Annotated in this window: 11 protein-coding genes; 7 read left to right on the top strand and 4 right to left on the bottom strand. The window is 67.3% G+C overall.

Features of this window, described 5'->3' with window-relative positions; all coding sequences use genetic code 11:
• Positions 1-100: 100 nt before the first annotated feature.
• The 7 genes from NCS02_RS28860 to NCS02_RS28830 all read left to right on the top strand — a co-directional run bounded on the left by NCS02_RS28860 (position 101) and on the right by NCS02_RS28830 (position 9036).
• A complete protein-coding gene (locus NCS02_RS28860) occupies positions 101-691 on the top strand; it encodes a type VI secretion system tube protein Hcp (protein ID WP_008346463.1) in 591 nt (196 codons plus the stop codon).
• Positions 692-707: 16 nt separating this feature from the next.
• Complete coding sequence (tssE, locus tag NCS02_RS28855; protein ID WP_250437628.1) at positions 708-1214, top strand: type VI secretion system baseplate subunit TssE; 507 nt, start codon at positions 708-710, stop codon at positions 1212-1214.
• Between the two features lie 17 nt (positions 1215-1231).
• Positions 1232-3118, top strand: a complete 1887-nt coding sequence (gene tssF / locus NCS02_RS28850) for a type VI secretion system baseplate subunit TssF (protein ID WP_250479515.1) — start codon at positions 1232-1234, stop codon at positions 3116-3118.
• A complete protein-coding gene (gene tssG, locus NCS02_RS28845; protein WP_250520277.1) occupies positions 3094-4176 on the top strand; it encodes a type VI secretion system baseplate subunit TssG in 1083 nt (360 codons plus the stop codon). Before tssF ends, tssG begins: the two co-directional genes overlap by 25 nt.
• A gap of 95 nt (positions 4177-4271) precedes the next feature.
• Complete coding sequence (gene tssH / locus NCS02_RS28840; RefSeq protein WP_250441393.1) at positions 4272-6899, top strand: type VI secretion system ATPase TssH; 2628 nt, start codon at positions 4272-4274, stop codon at positions 6897-6899.
• Positions 6900-6902: 3 nt separating this feature from the next.
• Positions 6903-8237 (top strand): type VI secretion system-associated FHA domain protein TagH, encoded by a 1335-nt coding sequence (gene tagH, locus NCS02_RS28835; RefSeq protein ID WP_250457043.1) that lies wholly within the window; start codon positions 6903-6905, stop codon positions 8235-8237.
• A 13-nt stretch (positions 8238-8250) separates the two neighbouring features.
• Positions 8251-9036, top strand: a complete 786-nt coding sequence (locus NCS02_RS28830) for a PP2C family protein-serine/threonine phosphatase (protein ID WP_250520276.1) — start codon at positions 8251-8253, stop codon at positions 9034-9036.
• Positions 9037-9067: 31 nt separating this feature from the next.
• Here NCS02_RS28830 and tssC read toward each other — a convergent pair whose 3' ends face one another.
• The 4 genes from tssC to NCS02_RS28810 all read right to left on the bottom strand — a co-directional run bounded on the left by tssC (position 9068) and on the right by NCS02_RS28810 (position 17589).
• Positions 9068-10585, bottom strand: coding sequence for a type VI secretion system contractile sheath large subunit (gene tssC / locus NCS02_RS28825; protein ID WP_008346451.1), 1518 nt, complete (start codon positions 10583-10585; stop codon positions 9068-9070).
• A gap of 28 nt (positions 10586-10613) precedes the next feature.
• Positions 10614-11123 (bottom strand): type VI secretion system contractile sheath small subunit, encoded by a 510-nt coding sequence (gene tssB, locus NCS02_RS28820; RefSeq protein WP_250523395.1) that lies wholly within the window; start codon positions 11121-11123, stop codon positions 10614-10616.
• 85 nt (positions 11124-11208) lie between these two features.
• Entirely contained in the window at positions 11209-12231 is a 1023-nt protein-coding gene (tssA, locus tag NCS02_RS28815) for a type VI secretion system protein TssA (protein ID WP_175980200.1), read from the bottom strand.
• Positions 12232-12240: 9 nt separating this feature from the next.
• Positions 12241-17589 (bottom strand): beta strand repeat-containing protein, encoded by a 5349-nt coding sequence (locus tag NCS02_RS28810; protein WP_250523394.1) that lies wholly within the window; start codon positions 17587-17589, stop codon positions 12241-12243.
• Between the last annotated feature and the right edge of the window lie 16 nt (positions 17590-17605).

Genomic DNA, 17605 nt, shown 5'->3' with positions numbered 1-17605 from the left:
AATCCACTGGTAAAACGAAACGCACCGCGCATTTTTGAACTTCAAAATCGCGCGATGTGCGCCGTCTTGTCTTCAGACCGTCGTCCACCGGATGAGCACGATGCAACCCAGCGATACGCGCCCCGACAGCCACCTCACGCTCGACGCCCTGCGCCAGTTCGATTTGCTCGCGCTCACGGAATCGGACGACATGTTCCTGCACGTCGTCCCCAAGCGCAGCAACACGCCGGTCAAGGGCGAAGCGGCCAAGCGCGGCGACTGGGACACGCCGATGCAGATCCACGGCTGGCGCTGGGCGCAAGGCTACGACGCCGCGCCGCACGCCGCCGCGCTCAATGCCAACGACATGCGCGTCACGGCGCTTTGCGTCATCAAGTCGGTGGACTCGGCCTCGCCCGTCCTCGCGAAGCTGTGCGCGCAGGCCGAACTGCTCGCGGTTGCGCATGTGAAGTGCTTCAAGGCGGCGGGCACGGACCACGGCGTGCAGATCGAATATCTGTCGATGAAGCTGGAGCAGGCGTACATCCGCAACTATCAGATCTACACGAGCGTGCGCCTTGCGCGGCCCTGCGAGGTCTTCGAACTGTCGGCGCAACAACTGACGATGACCTGTGCGCCGCAGACCGCGACCGGCAGCCGCGGCGCGGAAGTGACCTTCGCGCTCGATGTATCGACGCGGCGCGTGAGTTGAGCGCAAGGACCGCGCGATGAACGAGCCCAGCGCCGCCGACCGTCTGCAGCCCACGCTGCTCGACCGCCTGATCGACGACGATCCCGCCACGCGCGCCGATCCGCCCGGCGAGCGCTTCATGTCGCATCGCGGGCTGCGCGCGGCCGTGCTGCGCGACGTGTCGTGGCTCTTCAACACGACGAATCTGGGCGATGCGATCGTCGAGGACGACTTTCCGCACGCGTTCGCGTCGGTGCTCAATTACGGCTTGCCGTGTTTGTCGGGGCGATTCGCATCGACCATCGACACGGTATTGCTCGAACAGGCGATTCGCCAGGCGATCGAGCGCTTCGAGCCGCGCATCGATCCCTCGACGCTCGAAATCGAGCCGGTGCTCGACCGTTCCGTGCTCGACATGCACAACCAGATCGCGCTCGTGATTCGCGGCCTGCTGTGGGCGCAGCCCGTGCCGCTGGAATTCGCGCTGCGCACGCAGATCGATCTGGAAGAAGGCGGCATCACGGTGATGGAACTCCCGCGCTGACCACGACGACCACGCACATGGACCCGCGACTTCTGCGTCACTACAACACCGAGCTCGCGCATCTGCGGGAGATGGGCGCGGAGTTCGCGCAGCAGTTTCCGAAGATCGCCGCGCGCCTCGGCATGAGCGGCATCGACGTGGCCGATCCCTATGTCGAGCGTCTGCTCGAAGGCACGGCGTTTCTCGCGGCGCGCGTGCAACTGAAGATCGAAGAGGAGTTTCCGCGCTTCACGCAGCAACTCGCGCATGTCGTGCTGCCGCAGGCCGCCTGCCCGACGCCTTCGATGCTGATCGCCCGTCTCGCGCCCGATCTCGCGAATCCGAATCTCGCCGATGGCTTCACCGTGCCGCGCGGCACCGCGCTCATCGCCCGGCATGCCGCGAGCGCGCACATGACGCCGTGCGAATTCCGTACCGGCGCCGATCTCACGCTCTGGCCGATCGAGCTGACGGACGCGCGCTATGTCGCGCAGATGCAGGACCTGCCGCTCGCCGCGATTCCCGCGACGCAGACGCTCGCGCCGCGCGTGAAGGGCGCGCTGCGCATCCGCCTCGCGACGCCCGAAGGCCTGTCCTTCGACGCATTGCGTCTCGATGCGCTGAACCTGCATTTCGCGGGCGGCGACGAAACCGCGTATCGCCTGTACGAACTCGTGATGTCGGGGACGCTCGCCGTCGTCGTATCGACGCCCGAGCGCCCGAGCCGCGCGCTTGCCGCGTTGCCCGCCGATGCCGTCGCGCCCGCCGGTTTCGGCGATCGCGAAGCGCTCCTGCCCGTCACGCCGAACGCGTTTCAGGGTTATCGGCTGCTGCATGAGTATTTCGCGCTGCCCGAGCGGTTTCGATTCGCGCGCCTCGCCGGGTTCGCCGATGTGCTGCCGTCGTTCGCATCGCGCGAAATCGAACTGACGTTTCTGCTCGCGAACGGCGATGCGTCGCTCGAACGCATCGTCACCAAGGACAACGTGCTGCTCGATTGCGTGCCCGCGATCAATCTCTTCGCGAAGCACGCGGATCGCGCGCTCGTGACCGAAGCCGCCGCGCGCTTTCATGTCGTGCCGGACCGCACGCATCCGCTCGACTTCGAAGTGCATTCCGTCACTGCCGTCTCGGGCTACGGCGCGAACGACGATGCGGAGCAGACATTCCATCCGTTCTACGCGGACTTTCTCGCGGACCGCCCCGGCGACGCCGCGTACTTCATGACCGAGCGCGAGCCGCGCATCGTGCCCGCCGGACGGCGCAAGAGCGGCGCGCGCACGGAATACGTGGGCAGCGAGACGTATGTATCGATCGTCGACCCCAACGCCGCGCCGTATCGCGGCTCGCTGCGGCAACTGTCGTTCGCGACGCTCTGCACCAATCGCGATCTGCCTTTGATGATGCCGCGCAGCGCCACCGGCGACGATTTCTCGCTCGACATCGCCGCGCCCGTGAGCCGCGTGCGCTGTGTGAGCGGCCCGTCGCGGCCCGCGCCCGCGAATCTCGACGCGGCGCGGAGCTGGCGGCTCATCGATCAGTTGTCGCTGCATTACCTGTCGGTGTCGAACGGGCCGCGCGAAGCCGCCGCCGCGTTGCGCGCGCTGTTGATGCTGCATGTCGCGGACGCCGACCAGGCGGGGCGAAGCCAGGTCGCGGGCGTCGCCGCCGTGGATGCGCGCGGCGTCGTGCGCCGTCTGCCGATGCCCGGTCCGATCGCGTTCGGTCGCGGCCTCATGATCGACGTGCTCGTCGACGATCTCGCCTTTCAGGGCGGCAGCGCGTGGCTCTTCGGCTGCGTGCTGGACCGCTTTTTCGCGCGCTACGTGTCGATCAACGCGTTCGTGCAGACCGCTTTGCGCACGAGCGCGCGCGGCGAAATCCTGCGCCTGGCACCGCGATGCGGGACGAGAGCGATCTTCTGAGCGCGGCGGCGCTGCCCGAGCCTGCGCGCGCACTCGTCGATCTCTTCGATGCAGTCGCCGCCGAGCCGCATCGGCACGATTTCTATCGCCTGATGCGGCACGTCGAGGCACTGACGCCGCACTTGCCGCGTCTCGGCTGCGGCGCGCGTCCCGCCGACGAGCCGCTGCGTCTCGCGCAGGACGTATCGCTTTCGTTCGCGCCCGCGCCGCTCGCCGCGCTCACACGCGATGAGAACGCCCGCGCGCCGCGCCTCGAACAGCGCTTCTTCGGTTATCTCGGACCGAACGGCCCGCTGCCGCTGCATCTGACGGACTTCGCCCGCGAGCGCGCGCTGCATCGCGGCGACACAGCTTTCGCGCGCCTGCTCGATACGCTGCTGCATCGATTCCTGCTGCTGTTCTATCGCGCGTGGGCGCAGGGACGGCCGGTAGCGTGGCTGGATCGTCCCGGCCACGACCGCTTCGCCTTCTATGCGGGCGCGCTGATCGGACTCGCGGATGAAGCCAGCCGCAATCGCGACGCCGTCTCCGATCACGCGAAGCTGCATTTCGCGGGCCTCGCCAACATGCAGACGCGTCCCGCCGACGTGCTCGAAGCGATCGCGAGCGCGCTCTTGCGCGTGCCGGTGCGCGTGGAGCCGTATCGCGGGCACTGGATGACGCTGCAACGCGACGAGCGCACTGCGTTGCGGCATCGGGCGATGCGCGGTCCCGGCGATCCAGCGGGCTTCGCCCAACTCGGACGCGGCGCGGTGCTGGGACGCGCGGTGTGGGATCGGCAGCACGCGTTTCGCCTCGCGATCGGGCCGCTGTCGCTCGCGCAGTTCGAGTCGCTGCTGCCGGGCGGCGCCGCGCTGCCGACGCTCGTCGCCGTGGTGCGCCGGCATCTGAACGGCGAGCTTGCATGGGACGCGCAACTCGTCCTCGCCGCCGACGACGTGCCGACCGCGCAGCTCGGCCGCTACGGACGGCTCGGCTATTCGGTGTGGCTCGGTCTCGCCGCGCGCCGTGCCGATTGCGCCGATCTCGCGCTCGACGCCGACGCGCATCTCGCCTGAACGCGGACACGTTGAAAAAAAGCCGCCGCTGCGCCGTCTTATCGGATGGAGGCGCGCCTTCGATCCGCGCGCATCGAAAAAAAAGGAGTCCGGCGATGGCGGAAATCAGTCGTGTCGCGCTGTTCGGCAAGCTCGACAGGCTCGGCTACAAGACCGTCGAAAGCGCGACGGTCTACTGCAAGATGCGCGGCAATCCGTATGTCGAGCTGGCGCACTGGATCATGCAGATTCTGGAGACGCCGAACTCCGACTGGCAGCGCATCGTCGCGCATTACGGCGTGGACGCCGCCGCCCTTGCGCGCGAGCTGACGGCGTCGCTCGATCGCCTGCCGCGCGGCGCGACGTCGATCTCCGACATCTCCGAGCACATCGGCGATGCGATCGAGCGCGGCTGGGTCTACGGCACGCTGCTGTTCGGCGCGAACAAAGTGCGGACCGGGCATGTGCTCGTCGGCATGCTGAAGACGCAGCGGCTGCGCAGCGTGCTCGTCGGCATATCGCGGCAATTCGAGCGCATCAAGCCGGAAGACCTGTCGGACAATTTCGCGCGCATCGTCGCGGATTCGGTCGAGGAAAGCGAAGCCGAGCCGCAGCCGGACGCGGCCGATGCGCAAGCCGCGCCCGCCGCCATGGGCCAGCAGGAAGCGCTGCGCAAATACGCGACCGATCTCACCGACAAGGCGCGCCGCGGCCAGCTCGACCCCGTTACGGGCCGCGACGACGAGATTCGCCAGCTCGTCGATATTCTCATGCGGCGGCGGCAGAACAATCCGCTGCTGACGGGCGAAGCGGGCGTCGGCAAGACCGCCGTGGTCGAAGGCTTCGCGCAGCGGCTCGCGCGCGGTGACGTGCCGCCGCCCTTGCGTGAGGTCGCGCTGCTGTCGCTCGATCTCGGGCTTTTGCAGGCGGGCGCGAGCATGAAGGGCGAGTTCGAGCAGCGTCTGCGTCAGGTCGTCGAGGATGTGCAGGCGAGTCCGAAGCCGGTGATTCTCTTCATCGACGAAGTGCATACGCTCGTCGGCGCGGGCGGCGCGGCCGGCACCGGCGATGCCGCCAATCTGCTGAAACCGGCGCTCGCGCGCGGCGATCTGCGCACGATCGGGGCCACGACGTGGGCCGAATACAAGCGGCACATCGAGAAAGATCCCGCGCTCACGCGGCGCTTTCAGGTCGTGCAGGTTCAGGAGCCGGACGAGGACAAGGCCGTGCGGATGCTGCGCGGCGTCGCGGCGGTGCTCGAAGGGCATCATCGCGTGCAGTTGCTCGACGAGGCGATCGAGGCGGCCGTGCGGCTGTCGCATCGCTATATTCCGGCGCGGCAGTTGCCCGACAAGGCCGTGTCGCTCATCGACACGGCGTGTGCGCGCGTCGCCGTCAGCCAGCACGCGACGCCGCCGCTCGTCGACGACTGCCAACGCCGCATCGAGGCGCTCGAAGTCGAGGCGCAGATCGTCGCGCGGGAGGCGAATGCGGGCGTCGATGTCGGCACGCGCGCAGCCGATGTCGCCGCGATGCTCGCACGCGAACGCGATGCGCTCGGCGGGCTCGAAGCGCGCTGGAACGAGGAAAAGCGCGTCGTCGACGAACTGCTTGCGTTGCGCGCGACGTTGCGCGAAGCCGCCGACGCCGCTTCACGCGATGACCAGCTCGCGCGCCTCGCGTCGCTCAAATCGCGTCTCGCCGAATTGCAGGCCGATGCGCCGCTGATTTTGCCGAGCGTCGACGCGGGCGTGATCGCGGGCGTCGTCGCCGATTGGACCGGCATTCCGGTCGGCAAAATGCTGAAGAACGAGCTGGCCGCCGTGCTCAATCTCGCCGATGCGCTCGATCGCCGCGTGATCGGCCAGCGCCACGCACTCGAGATGATCGCGAAGCGCATCCAGACTTCGCGCGCGCGGCTCGACAATCCCGACAAGCCGATCGGCGTGTTCCTGCTCGCGGGCACGTCGGGCGTCGGCAAGACGGAAACGGCGCTCGCGCTCGCCGAAACGCTCTACGGCGGCGAGCAGAACGTCATCGTCATCAACATGAGCGAGTTTCAGGAAGCGCATACGGTTTCGACGCTGAAGGGCGCGCCGCCCGGCTATGTGGGTTACGGCGAGGGCGGCATCCTGACCGAAGCGGTGCGCCGCCGTCCGTACAGCGTCGTGCTGCTCGACGAAGTGGAGAAGGCGCATCCCGACGTCCACGAAATCTTCTTCCAGGTTTTCGACAAGGGCTGGATGGAAGACGGCGAAGGGCGTTACATCGACTTCAAGAACACGATCATCCTGCTGACGTCGAACGTCGGCTCGGAAGTCATCATGTCGATGTGCCGCGATCCCGCGCGCGCGGTCGCGCCGGAGGAACTCGCGCGCGCGTTGCGCGGCCCGCTGCTCGACGTGTTTCCCGCCGCGCTGCTCGGCCGGCTCGTCACGGTGCCCTACTACCCGCTTTCCGACGCGATGATGGCCGACATCGTGCGGCTTCAGCTCGAACGCATCCGGCGGCGCGTCGCGGACAATCACGGCATTCCGTTCGAGTACGACGACGACGCAGTGCGGCTCATCGTTTCGCGCTGCACGGAAGCCGAATCGGGCGGCCGCGTGATCGACGCGCTGCTCACGAACACCGTCCTGCCGCGCATCTCGACGGAATATCTGACGCGTCTCACCGAAGGCGGCGCGCTGGCGCACATCCGGCTCTCGGCGAGCGCGGGCGACTTCGTCTACGCGTTCGAGTGAACCATGCTCACGCTCACGGTGACGCTTCACAACGGACAGCCGCCGCGCGTGCCGCTCTCGGCGACCTTCGATGCCGACGGCGGCACGGTCGGGCGTGCGGTCACGAACCGGCTCGTGCTCGATGACGCCGAGCGCACGGTCTCGCGTCTGCATGTGCAGATCGAGTGGCGCGACGGGCGCTTTCTGCTGATCGACCGCGGCAGCAATCCGGCGCTCGTCAACGGCGCGCCGCTCGATCCGGGCCAGGAAGTCGCGCTCGCGCACGGCGACGAAGTGCAGATCGGCGGCTATCAGCTGCGCGCGGATATCGGCGTCGATGACGATACGGTCACGGCCAACGCGCCATCGGACGATCCGTTCGCGGGATTGTTCGACGCGGGTTCGTCGGCGCCTGGCGATTTCGACGCCAACCTCCACACGCCGAAGCCGAAAGCTGCCGAACACTTCGACTTCGGCTTCGACGATCCGGCGGGCAAACGCTCGATCGACGAGTTGTTCGACCTCGCGCCGGGCGCGTCGTCCGACGGAGCGTCGATCACCGATCCGCTCGTCGAACCGCTTGCGCAGCCCAACACCGCGCACGATGCCGATCCGTTCGCCAGCCTGACGGCCGCGGCGCGCCCCGCCGGGACGCCCGCGACGCGGCCGGACGCCGGATCGGAACTGCACAGCGCGTTCACGCCGCCGCGTCCGCGATCGGCGCCGACGCCGTCAGCGGTTGCATCGAAAGCGGAGCTCGCCGACGATCGCGCGCTCGTCGATGCCTTCCTGCGCGGGCTGAACACGCACGGCGTGCGTATCGATGCGCTGACGCCCGCGCTGATGCAGCTTCTCGGCGAGCTGCTGCGCGAAGCGGCGCGCGGCACGCTCGAACTGCTCGCCGCGCGCGCCGCGCTCAAGCGCGAGATGCGAACGGGCGCGACGATGATCGAAGCGTCGGACAACAATCCGCTCAAGTTTTCGCCGAACGTGGAGGCCGCGCTCATGCATCTGCTCAATCCGCAGATGCGCGGCTTCATGCCGCCCGCCGCCGCCCTCGACGATGCGTACGCCGATCTGCGGGCGCATCAGGTCGGCATGGTCGCGGGGATGCGCGCGGCGCTCGACGGCGTGTTCGAGCGCTTCGAGCCGCAGCGCATCGAGGCGCGGCTGTCCGGGCGCTCGCTGCTCGACGGCGTGCTGCCAGGATTGAATCGCCGCGCGCGCTGCTGGGATCTTTTCATCGAGATGTACGGCCAGCTTTCGCGCGAAGCCACCGAAGATTTCCATACGCTGTTCGGCCGAGCGTTCGTCGCCGCCTACGAGGCGCAGATCGACGAGCTTAAACAACGCCGGTAACGAGAGACACGACATGCAATTGCAAACCGCGAGCGTGAGCGATGTGGGCGGCCGGTCGCGCAACGAGGACGCGCTGGCGACGTGGCGGCATGCGGCGCTCTTTGCGAGCGTGGTCGCGGACGGCGCGGGCGGTCACGGCGGCGGCGATGCGGCATCGCGCATCGCGGTCGATACCGTGCTCGCGGAATTGACGCGCGTGGCATCGGCGGGCGTCGCGCTGACCGGGCGGAACCTGTTGCGCGTGCTGCTGCGCGCGAACGACGCGATCATCGATGCGCAGGAGCACGACCGCGATCTTTCGCAGATGCGTTCGACGGCGGTGCTGCTCGGCATCGACGAAAGCACGGGCATCGCGGCGTGGGCGCATTGCGGCGACACGCGGCTTTACTGCTTCCGGCGCGGCGCGACGGTTGTGCAAACGCAGGATCACAGTCTCGTGCAGAGCATGATCGATGCGAATCTGCTGGAGAGCCGCGACGTGCGAACGCATCCGCGCCGTAACGTGCTGTTTTCGGCGCTCGGAACGGCGGATGATCTGTCGATCGCGGCGTCGGATGAGCCGTTTCTCATCGCGGAGGGCGACGCCTTTCTGCTTTGCACCGATGGGTTTTGGGAGTATCTCGACGAGTCGGTGATGATCGATGCGATCGGGCGCGCTCGGACGCCTCAAGCGTGGCTGGATCTGATGGTGGCGCATCTGCGTGAGACCGCGCGGCCGGGGCACGATAACTTTAGTGCCAGCGCGGTTTGGGTGGGGGATGCTTCGCAGGTGACGGTGATGCAAATGCCCGCGACGTAACCATCGCGGGCATCATCCAACCAACCACGCATCAAGCCGCCTGCTTCGCCGAAGGCAACCTCGAAACCAGCCTGAGCGACACCGTCAGCCCTTCCAACTGATAATGCGGCCGCAAAAAGAACTGCGACGTGTAATACCCCGGCGCGCCCGGCACTTCCTGCACTTTGACCTCCGCGGCCGCGAGCGGCTTTTGCGCCTTCGTGTGCTCGGACGAATTCGCCGGATCGCCATCGACGTACTGCGTGATCCACTTGTTGAGCCAGATCTCCATATCCGAGCGTTCCTTGAACGTGCCGATCTTGTCGCGCACGATGCACTTCAGATAATGCGCAAAGCGGTTGCAAGCAAAGAGATACGGCAACCGCGCGGCAAGCGCGGCATTCGCGGTCGCGTCCGGATCTTCATACTCGAACGGCTTTTGCAGCGACTGCGCGCCGATGAACGCCGCGAAGTCCGAGTTCTTGCGATGAATCAGCGGCATGAAACCGTTCTTCGCCAGTTCCGCCTCACGCCGGTCTGAAATGGCGATCTCGGTCGGGCATTTCATATCGACGCCGCCGTCGTCGGTCGGAAAACTGTGCACCGGCAAACCTTCGACCGCGCCGCCCGATTCCACGCCGCGAATCCGCGAGCACCAGCTATACAACTTGAACGACCGGTTGATGTTCACCGCCATCGCATAAGCGGAATTCGCCCACGTGTATTTCGTGTGATCCGCGGAACCGGTGTCTTCCTCGAAGTCGAATTCATCGACCGGTTCGGTCTTCGCGCCGTACGGCACGCGCGCCAGAAAACGCGGCATCGCGAGACCGATGTAACGCGAATCCTCGGATGCGCGCAGCGATCTCCAGCTCGCATATTCCGGTGTCCCGAATATCTTGGTGAGATCGCGCGGATTGGCCAGCTCCTGCCACGAGTCCATCTGCAAGAGACTCGGATCGGCGGCGGCGATGAACGGCGCATGCGCCGATGCCGCGATCTTCGACACTTCGCCGAGCATCTCGACATCGGGCGGCGTCTGGTTGAAGTAGTAATCGCCGATCAGCGCGCCGAACGGCTCGCCGCCCAACTGCCCGTACTCGTGCTCGTAAATCTGCTTGAAAAGCGGACTCTGATCCCACGCGACGCCCTTGAAGCGCTTGAGCGTCTTGCCTAGATCCTTCTTCGAGATGTTCATCACGCGAATCTTGAGCATCTCGTCGGTTTCGGTGTTGTTGATGAGATAGTGCAGCCCGCGCCACGAACCCTCGAGCTTCTGGAAGTCCGCGTGATGCATGACTTCGTTGACCTGCTCGGTGAGCTTCGCGTCGATCTCGGCGATCATCGCCTGAATCGAGCGGATCGCATCGCCGGAAACGAGCTTCGTCTGCGAAAGCGCCTGCTGCGCGAGCGTCTGCACGGCCGTCTGCACGGCGCTCTTGGCTTCGTCGCTCTTCGGACGGAACTCACGGTTGAGCAGCGCGGCGAGATCGTCGCCTTCGAGCAGCGCGCCCTGCAACGCGGAAGGCGCTTCGGCTTGCGGTTCGGCGGATTGCGGAATGTCGGACATGGTCGTTTCCTTTCAAGGCTCTCGGGTCTCATTCGGCTGCAGCAGCCGCGGATGGCGCAGCCGTGGCAAGCGTCTTGAGCAGCGCGGGATCGTCGAGCACGCGCGCGATCAGTTCTTCCGCGCCGTTCTTGCCGTCCATGAAGATGACGAGATTCGCGAGCTGCGTGCGCGCTTCGAGCAACTTCGCGAGCGCATCGACCTTGCGCGCGACGGCCGCGGGCGAAAAATCGTCCATGTTCTCGAACGTGATATCGACGCTGATGTTGCCCTCGCCCGTCAGCTCGTTCGGCACCTGAAACGCGACGCGCGGGTGCATCGCCTTCATGCGGCTGTCGAAGTTGTCGATGTCGATCTCCTGGAACTTGCGCTGATCGACGGGCGGCAGCGCTTCGGCGGGCTTGCCGGAGAGATCGGCCATCACGCCCATCACGAACGGAAGCTGAATCTTCTTCTCGCTCCCATAAGTTTCGACGTCGTATTCGATCTGCACGCGCGGCGCACGATTGCGCCCGATGAATTTCTGACTGCTGGTTGCCATGACGTCTCCTTCGAGTGGGCATGAGCCACGCAATTAAAACGAACGAGTTGTGGCCGGATTGAAGACTCGATTCGAGAACCCGCGCTCACTGCGGCCTCGTCCCCGCGATCAGATGAATCTGCGCGAGGCTGTCGGGCGCGAGATCCTGCATCACCGCGAGAAAATCCTTGCCCATCAATCCACGCGCGCGGCGGATCAACAGCGGCGCGGGATTGGTCGGCTCGGTGCGTTCGAGAAACGCGCACACCGCGTCGAGCGCGGCGAGCGCATCGTCGCGCGTCGCGATCTCGCCGGGGCGGGCAATCGCGCGACGAAGCGTCGGCGCTTCTTTCATCTTCGTGATGTCGGCGGATGCTTCGGGCGCGTCCGTCGAAGCGAACGCGCGAAACTGCGCGGCGACGTGACGCGTCGCGATCGTCAGCGCGGTCATCGAAGGCGCGCGTTCCGCGCCGAGCTTCTCCGTCAGGCAAGCGCACAGCGTCTGCACGGCGCGCGGCAGATCGAGCCCATTCGCGAGAAGCTCGGCATCCTGCGCCACGGCATCGGCGAGCATGCCTTCCACGCGCGCCGGCGTCGCGGCGTTCGCGCCTTCCTCCGGCGCGAGCCTGCCCTGCGCCACCAGAATGTCGCGCACGGCGAGCCGCTCGCCATGCACGCGACACACTTCGCATTCGCGCAGATCGTGCAGCAAGGTCTCGGCTTCCGCGAACGGCGTGTAGGCATCGGCGAGCGGCGCAAGCGCGTTGATGCGCAATACGGCATCGTTGTCGTCATCGTGATCGAGCGGCGGGAAGAGGCCGTCCCAATAGCGCTCGACGAGGCCCGTCAGCAGGCGCAAACCCGCATGAAAGCCCGCGAGTCCGTGGACATGCGCCGCCGCGCGCGTCCACGCAATCGCCACGCGCACATCCTTCGAGCGCGCGAGCAGCGCGTCGCCCTGCTCCAGCACGTCGTTCCACGGCGGCGGCTCGACGAGCACGTCGAACTGACGCTGCGGCATGCCGCGCGCGAGCGCTTCGAATTCGAGAAACGCCGCGTCGTATTCCAGATCGATGCCTGCGGGCGGCATCGTTTCTGTCGGCGCGAGGAGCGGTTCGATGTCGATCATCGCGGCTCCTCAAAACTCGCCGCAGCCGTGCTGTCCGTTCACGACCAGACAGTTGTTCAGATTCGGCCGCGAGCGCACGCGCTTCCATTCCGCCGCGAGCGCGTCGGCGTCGCCTTCGGGCTGTTGCAGCGCGAGGATCGGCTCGTTCGTGCCGACGCAGATGTTGACCGCGCCCAGATTGCTCTCGTAGACGAAGGTCTGTTCCTGCGCCGTGAAAAGCGGCTGAAGTCCGCTGGTGTTGAAAACGGCGCCCTGAAGCTGCATCGGCGTGACGGTCAGCGTGCCCGGCTCCACGACGACGTTGTAGCCAACCGGCGACGAAAACGTGCCGTCGATGCCATACACGCCCGCCGCCGATATCGTCGTCGCGGACGAGCCGAGCCGCCCCGCGACGACGGACGTGCTGCGCCGATCGCCGGCCAGCAGACCGCTGACGTCGAAACCGAACGCGCCGTTCGCTCCGCCTTGCTCGCGCGTTTGACTGCCGATGGTGACGGTGACCGTCGGCCGGTCGGCGTAGACGAAGTGGTTGCCGTCCGCCGGCACGACGCTCTGCGACGGCTGCCCGTTCCAGCTACAGAATCCGCCGTAGACGCAGCCGTAGAAGTTCGGCAGCGCGCCGCCCGGATCGACGCCGTTGCGGTTCTCGCCGTTGCGCGTCGCCGCCCAGATGCGCCACGCGTTGCCCGCGCCGATCGTGCCGCCCGACGCGTTGTCGAAGACGCCGCGCTCCATCACGAGGTCGATGCTGCCGCCCGCGCTCAGGTGCGTCGGCGCGCCGGGCGTGCCGGGTGTGCCGGGTGTTCCGATCGCGATCGCGCCGCCATCGGAAATCGCGGTCAGGTTGCCGGTGACGTTCGGCTGCGATCCGCCGATTCTGGCGAGGTTGCCCGTCGCGCCGTCGAAACCATTGGCGCTCGCCGTGCCGATCGTGAAGCCGCCCGCCGTCGCAAACCGCACGTCATGCGCGCCCGACAGCGCGAGCACTTTGACGTCGTTGCCCGCGTCGGCGAGATCGAAGTCGCCGCCGCCCGCGAGCAAAAGCGTCTGCGCTTTTATGCCGCCCGGATCGGTGACGCGACCGGACGAATCGAGCGCGAGCGTCCTGTCCGGCATCGCGGCGCCCGACGGCAGATCGATGCCCTGGCTGCCCGCGCCCGTGTTCTGCAGCGTGAGGTCGTGCGCGAAGCCTTGCGGCAGGCTGACCGTGATCTTCCCGGCCTGGGTCGACGAGCCGATGACGACCGTCGCGATGTTCGACGCGATCGCGCCGAGCATCGACGGTCCGATGCTGAGGCCGCTGCTTGCGCCGAGCACGTTGATCGCCTGCGCGTTGTCGCCGACGATGTCGAAGTCCGCGCCGACCTTGCCGGGCACGAACACGACCGTGCCGAAGCGCGACGAGAACGTGCTGTCGGAATCGTCGAACACGAAGCCGTATTTGCCCGAGTTCGACGCCCGCACGACGATCGTGCCGTAGTCGCCCGCCGAGAGCGTCGCCCGGTTCATATACAGCGCGGTGGCGGCGTCGGCGGGTGTCGATGCCGTGACCGACACCGTCTGCGCGGGCGCGTTGGCCTGAAGCGTCACATCGGCGAGCGATACGCCTTTGCCATGCGCGCCGTTCGCGTCGAGCTGGCCGTTGGTGCCGCCGCGAATATCGATCGAACCGTTCGCCGAGCCGACGACGCCGCGATTCGACGACGACGTGCCTGCCAGCGCCACGCCGTCCGCGCCGCTGCCCAGACCGTAGATCGTGACCGCGCCGTCGGCGTGCAAGCCGAGCGCCGGGCTCATGCCCGCCACGAACACGCCGTAGGCGGCGATGCCATCGGGCGCGGTGCCGCGAATCGACAGTCTGCCGCCGCTTGCCGCGACATCCGATGCTTCGAGATGCACGCCGTCGAAATGAACCGGTTCTTCGTTGCCCTCGATCGCCGGAACGTAGCGCCGCTTGCCGTTCGCCGACGTGCCGGTGATCGACACGTCCGCGCCGGTCGATGAGATCCGCGCGTTCTGCGCGTACACACCCGCGCCCGCGACCGCGGCGCTGCCGCCGCCGGCCGTCGCGCCCGTTCCCGTAATGCTCATCGCGCCGCCGGTGCCGAGCGACGTGCCGATGATCCGCACGCCGTTGCCCCCGACACGCCCGGGCGAACGCTGCACGACCGCCCCGGTGCCGTGAACATCGACGTCGCCGCTCGCGGACAAAATCACCGGAACGATCCCGCCAGCGCTCGTGCTGAGCGAAGCCCGCAGCAGGCTCACGCCGTCGCCGGTCACGCTGCCGATGCCGGTCGACACCGAGGTCGAAGTCGAAAGCGAGGCCACGGTCTGCACGGCGGGCCCCTTGCCGTCGATCGAAATGCGGCCCGTCTGCGTCTGCACGAGCGGTGCGTTCGCCGTGCTGATCGAGTTGATGTTCGTGGAGACGGACGCCGCCACCATGCTCACGCCGGAACCCGACACCGATCCGGTGTTGAGCGCCTGCACCTTCGGCCCGTTGCCGTTGAGCGTGATGCTGCCCGCGCCGCCTGTGCTCAGCGCGACCGACGATCCGCCGATGGCGATGCCCGAGCCGCCAACCGTTCCGCCGCTCACGGTTCCCGTGACGCTCGGCCCGTTGCCCGTAACGAAGATATTGCCGGCGTCCGAAACGACGGACGGGCTGAAGGGAAAGCCTTGGCCCCCGTCCGCCGCGATGCTCACGCCCGAGCCGGACAGCGTTCCCCCGGTCAGGTTCGCGATCGTGGTCGCGGAGGCCGAAATCGAGACGTTGCCCGAGCCGGTATGCACGAGCGGACCGACGCCCGAGCCGAGGAATTCCGGCCGCAACATCAGGCCCGCGCCGCTCATGCCGCCGAACGCGGTGCCGATCGACATCCCGTTGCCGATGATGTTCACGTTTCCCGACCCGGTCCGTATGACCGTGGTGCTCTGGTCGAGGCGTGCCGTCGGCGCGATCAGGACGCCGCCGCCGCTCACCGAGCTGACCGCGCTATCCATCGCCGGTCCCGTACCGGTGATGGAAATGTTGCCCGTCGTGGTACTCAATAGCGCCGTCGACGGACCGAGCGATGCCGGACGAAGCGCGACGCCGTAGATGTCGGTGAACGTCTGCACGCGCTCCTTGGTGGTCGGCGCGCTGCCTGTGATGCTGATGTTGCCCGACGACGTGCGCAGGCTCGATGTCCCGCCGATGGCGACGCCCGCCGGCGCCCCGAAGTCGCCGCCGGCCTGCCCCGACACGGAAATGTCGCTGACCGAAGTGGCGATGCTCGAACTGCTGATGGTGACGGGCGCATAGGCCTGGTTCTTCGTTAGGCCCACGTCCGTGTCGCTGATCCCGAAAATCGTGTCCGGAACCTTGAGCGTGCCTTGCCCGTTGATCGTCACCGAGCCGCTCGCGAGACCGGTCGGGCCTTGCGGCACGGTCGTCTCGATCCTGGAGTCGATGATGCCGACCGCCGCGCCGTCGAAGCGCTTCGCGGCCGCGGGCGTCCCGGCAACGCTTTGCGGCACGCCGATGCCCAGATAACCGCCATTCGTGCTGATCGACGCGCCGGAAAGCAGAATGTTGCTTTGCCCCGAGGCGCCCGTGTTCGCGTCGAGCACGACGTTCAGCTTGCCCGCCGGCCGCTGGTCGCCCGCCGCGCCGCCGATGGTTCCGAGCACGGTGATGGAGCCGTTGGCGCTCAGCGTGAGCGCGCCTTCGTTGTCGGCGGCGGTCTTTGTGATGCTCGTCCCTTTCAGCATCGTGATGTCGCCGTTGTATTCGCCTCCGCCGTCCTTGCTGGTCGAGATCGTCACCGACGCGCCCCGGTTCAGTTGCGACGTGATGTCCGACGCGAGCACGTAGCTGTCGCCCGCGCCCGGCGTGAACGTCACCGGATTCGTCGTCGTGGAAAGAGCCGGACCCAGGCTCGTGCTGAGCGCCTGAAGCGAGCAGCATGACGTGCTGTCGGTGGTGCCCGTGCTCACGCTCGACGGCGCCGTATTGACGATTTCGATGCTCGACGGATCGAGCAGCCATTGCCCGCCGTGCCCGCGCAGCGCCTCGACGTGAATCCGCGCACCGTCCGTCGCCAGATACTTGCCCGACGTCTCGACGAGCCCGCCGTTGCCGCCGCCCGGCCCGCCCTTCGCGGAAAGCTCGCCGTACACGCGCGCCGCTTCCGTCCCGAACATGACGATGTTGCCGCCGTCGCCCGCGACGAGCGCATCGGCCATGACGTGCGCGTTCGGGCTCATCCAGAGCGCATCGGCGTTGACGATGTCCGGCGCCTTGCCCGCCGCACCGCCGCCCACACGCACGCGGCCGCCGCCGCCCGCGCCGCTCGCGTCGACACGCGCACCGTCGCTCACCGCGACGTGGTAGCCGGTCACGTCGATCTGTCCGCCCTTGCCCGAATCGGGCGCGCTGACATCGACGCTGCCGCCGATATCCGTCTCGCCCGCCGATCCGCCATCGAGCACGATGCGCCCGTTGCGCGACTCGACGCTCCTCGCGCGCACCGTGCCCGTCTGGTTGAGCACGCTCGCCGCGGCGTCGTCGGCGGCGCGCGCCGACATCACGATCTGTCCGCCGTCCGCCTGCAGCGTCCCCGAATTGCCGATGAGCGCGTTCGCGACCTTGTCGTTCACCTTCAGCATCGTGAGGCCGTCGCCCGCGAAATCGAGCGTGATGTCGCTGCCCGCGCCGATCGCGATCTTGCCGAGCGTCGCGCTGACGAGTCCGCTGTTGTCGACCTGCGCGCCGAGCAACGCGACCGCGCCGCCGGTCGCGGCCGTGATCGATCCTTGGTTCGACACCTTGCCGGCCGCCGCGCCGCCCTGCGCGAAGTGATATTTGCCCGCGAGAAACGCGTCGTTCGAAATGCCGAGCGTCGATGCGACGAGCGATCCCACATTCACCGATGCCCCGCGCGCGAACACGACGCCCGCCGGATTCACGAGAAACACTTGCCCGTTCGCGTTGAGCTGCCCCGCGATGCGGCTGACTTCATTGCCGACGACGCGATTGAGCAGCACCGCCTGCGCCGACGGCTGCGAAATATCGACGCGCTCGTTGCCCGCGATCGAAAACCCGTTCCAGTTCACGATGCCCTTCTGCGAGCCTTGCGTGATCGTCATCGACGTCGCGTTTGGCCGGTTGACCGTCACGCTGCCCGCCTGAACCTGCTCGCCGACCGGCAACGCGAACGCGCCCGGCGCCGCGACGACCACGAGGAGCGGCAACAGCGCGGATACCCTCACATCGGCGCCCATGTGACGGGCGGCGCGTCTGGCGAAACGCCTGATCGCGCGCTCCCATTCCCGGCGATGCCTGCGGGTCCGTAGGCAGGTGATGTCGCTCATGTCGAACTCCTCGTTT

The sequence above is a fragment of the Caballeronia sp. NCF2 genome (assembly GCF_023631205.1).
Taxonomy (GTDB): domain Bacteria; phylum Pseudomonadota; class Gammaproteobacteria; order Burkholderiales; family Burkholderiaceae; genus Caballeronia; species Caballeronia zhejiangensis.
This window is presented reverse-complemented; position numbering and strand designations above follow the sequence as displayed.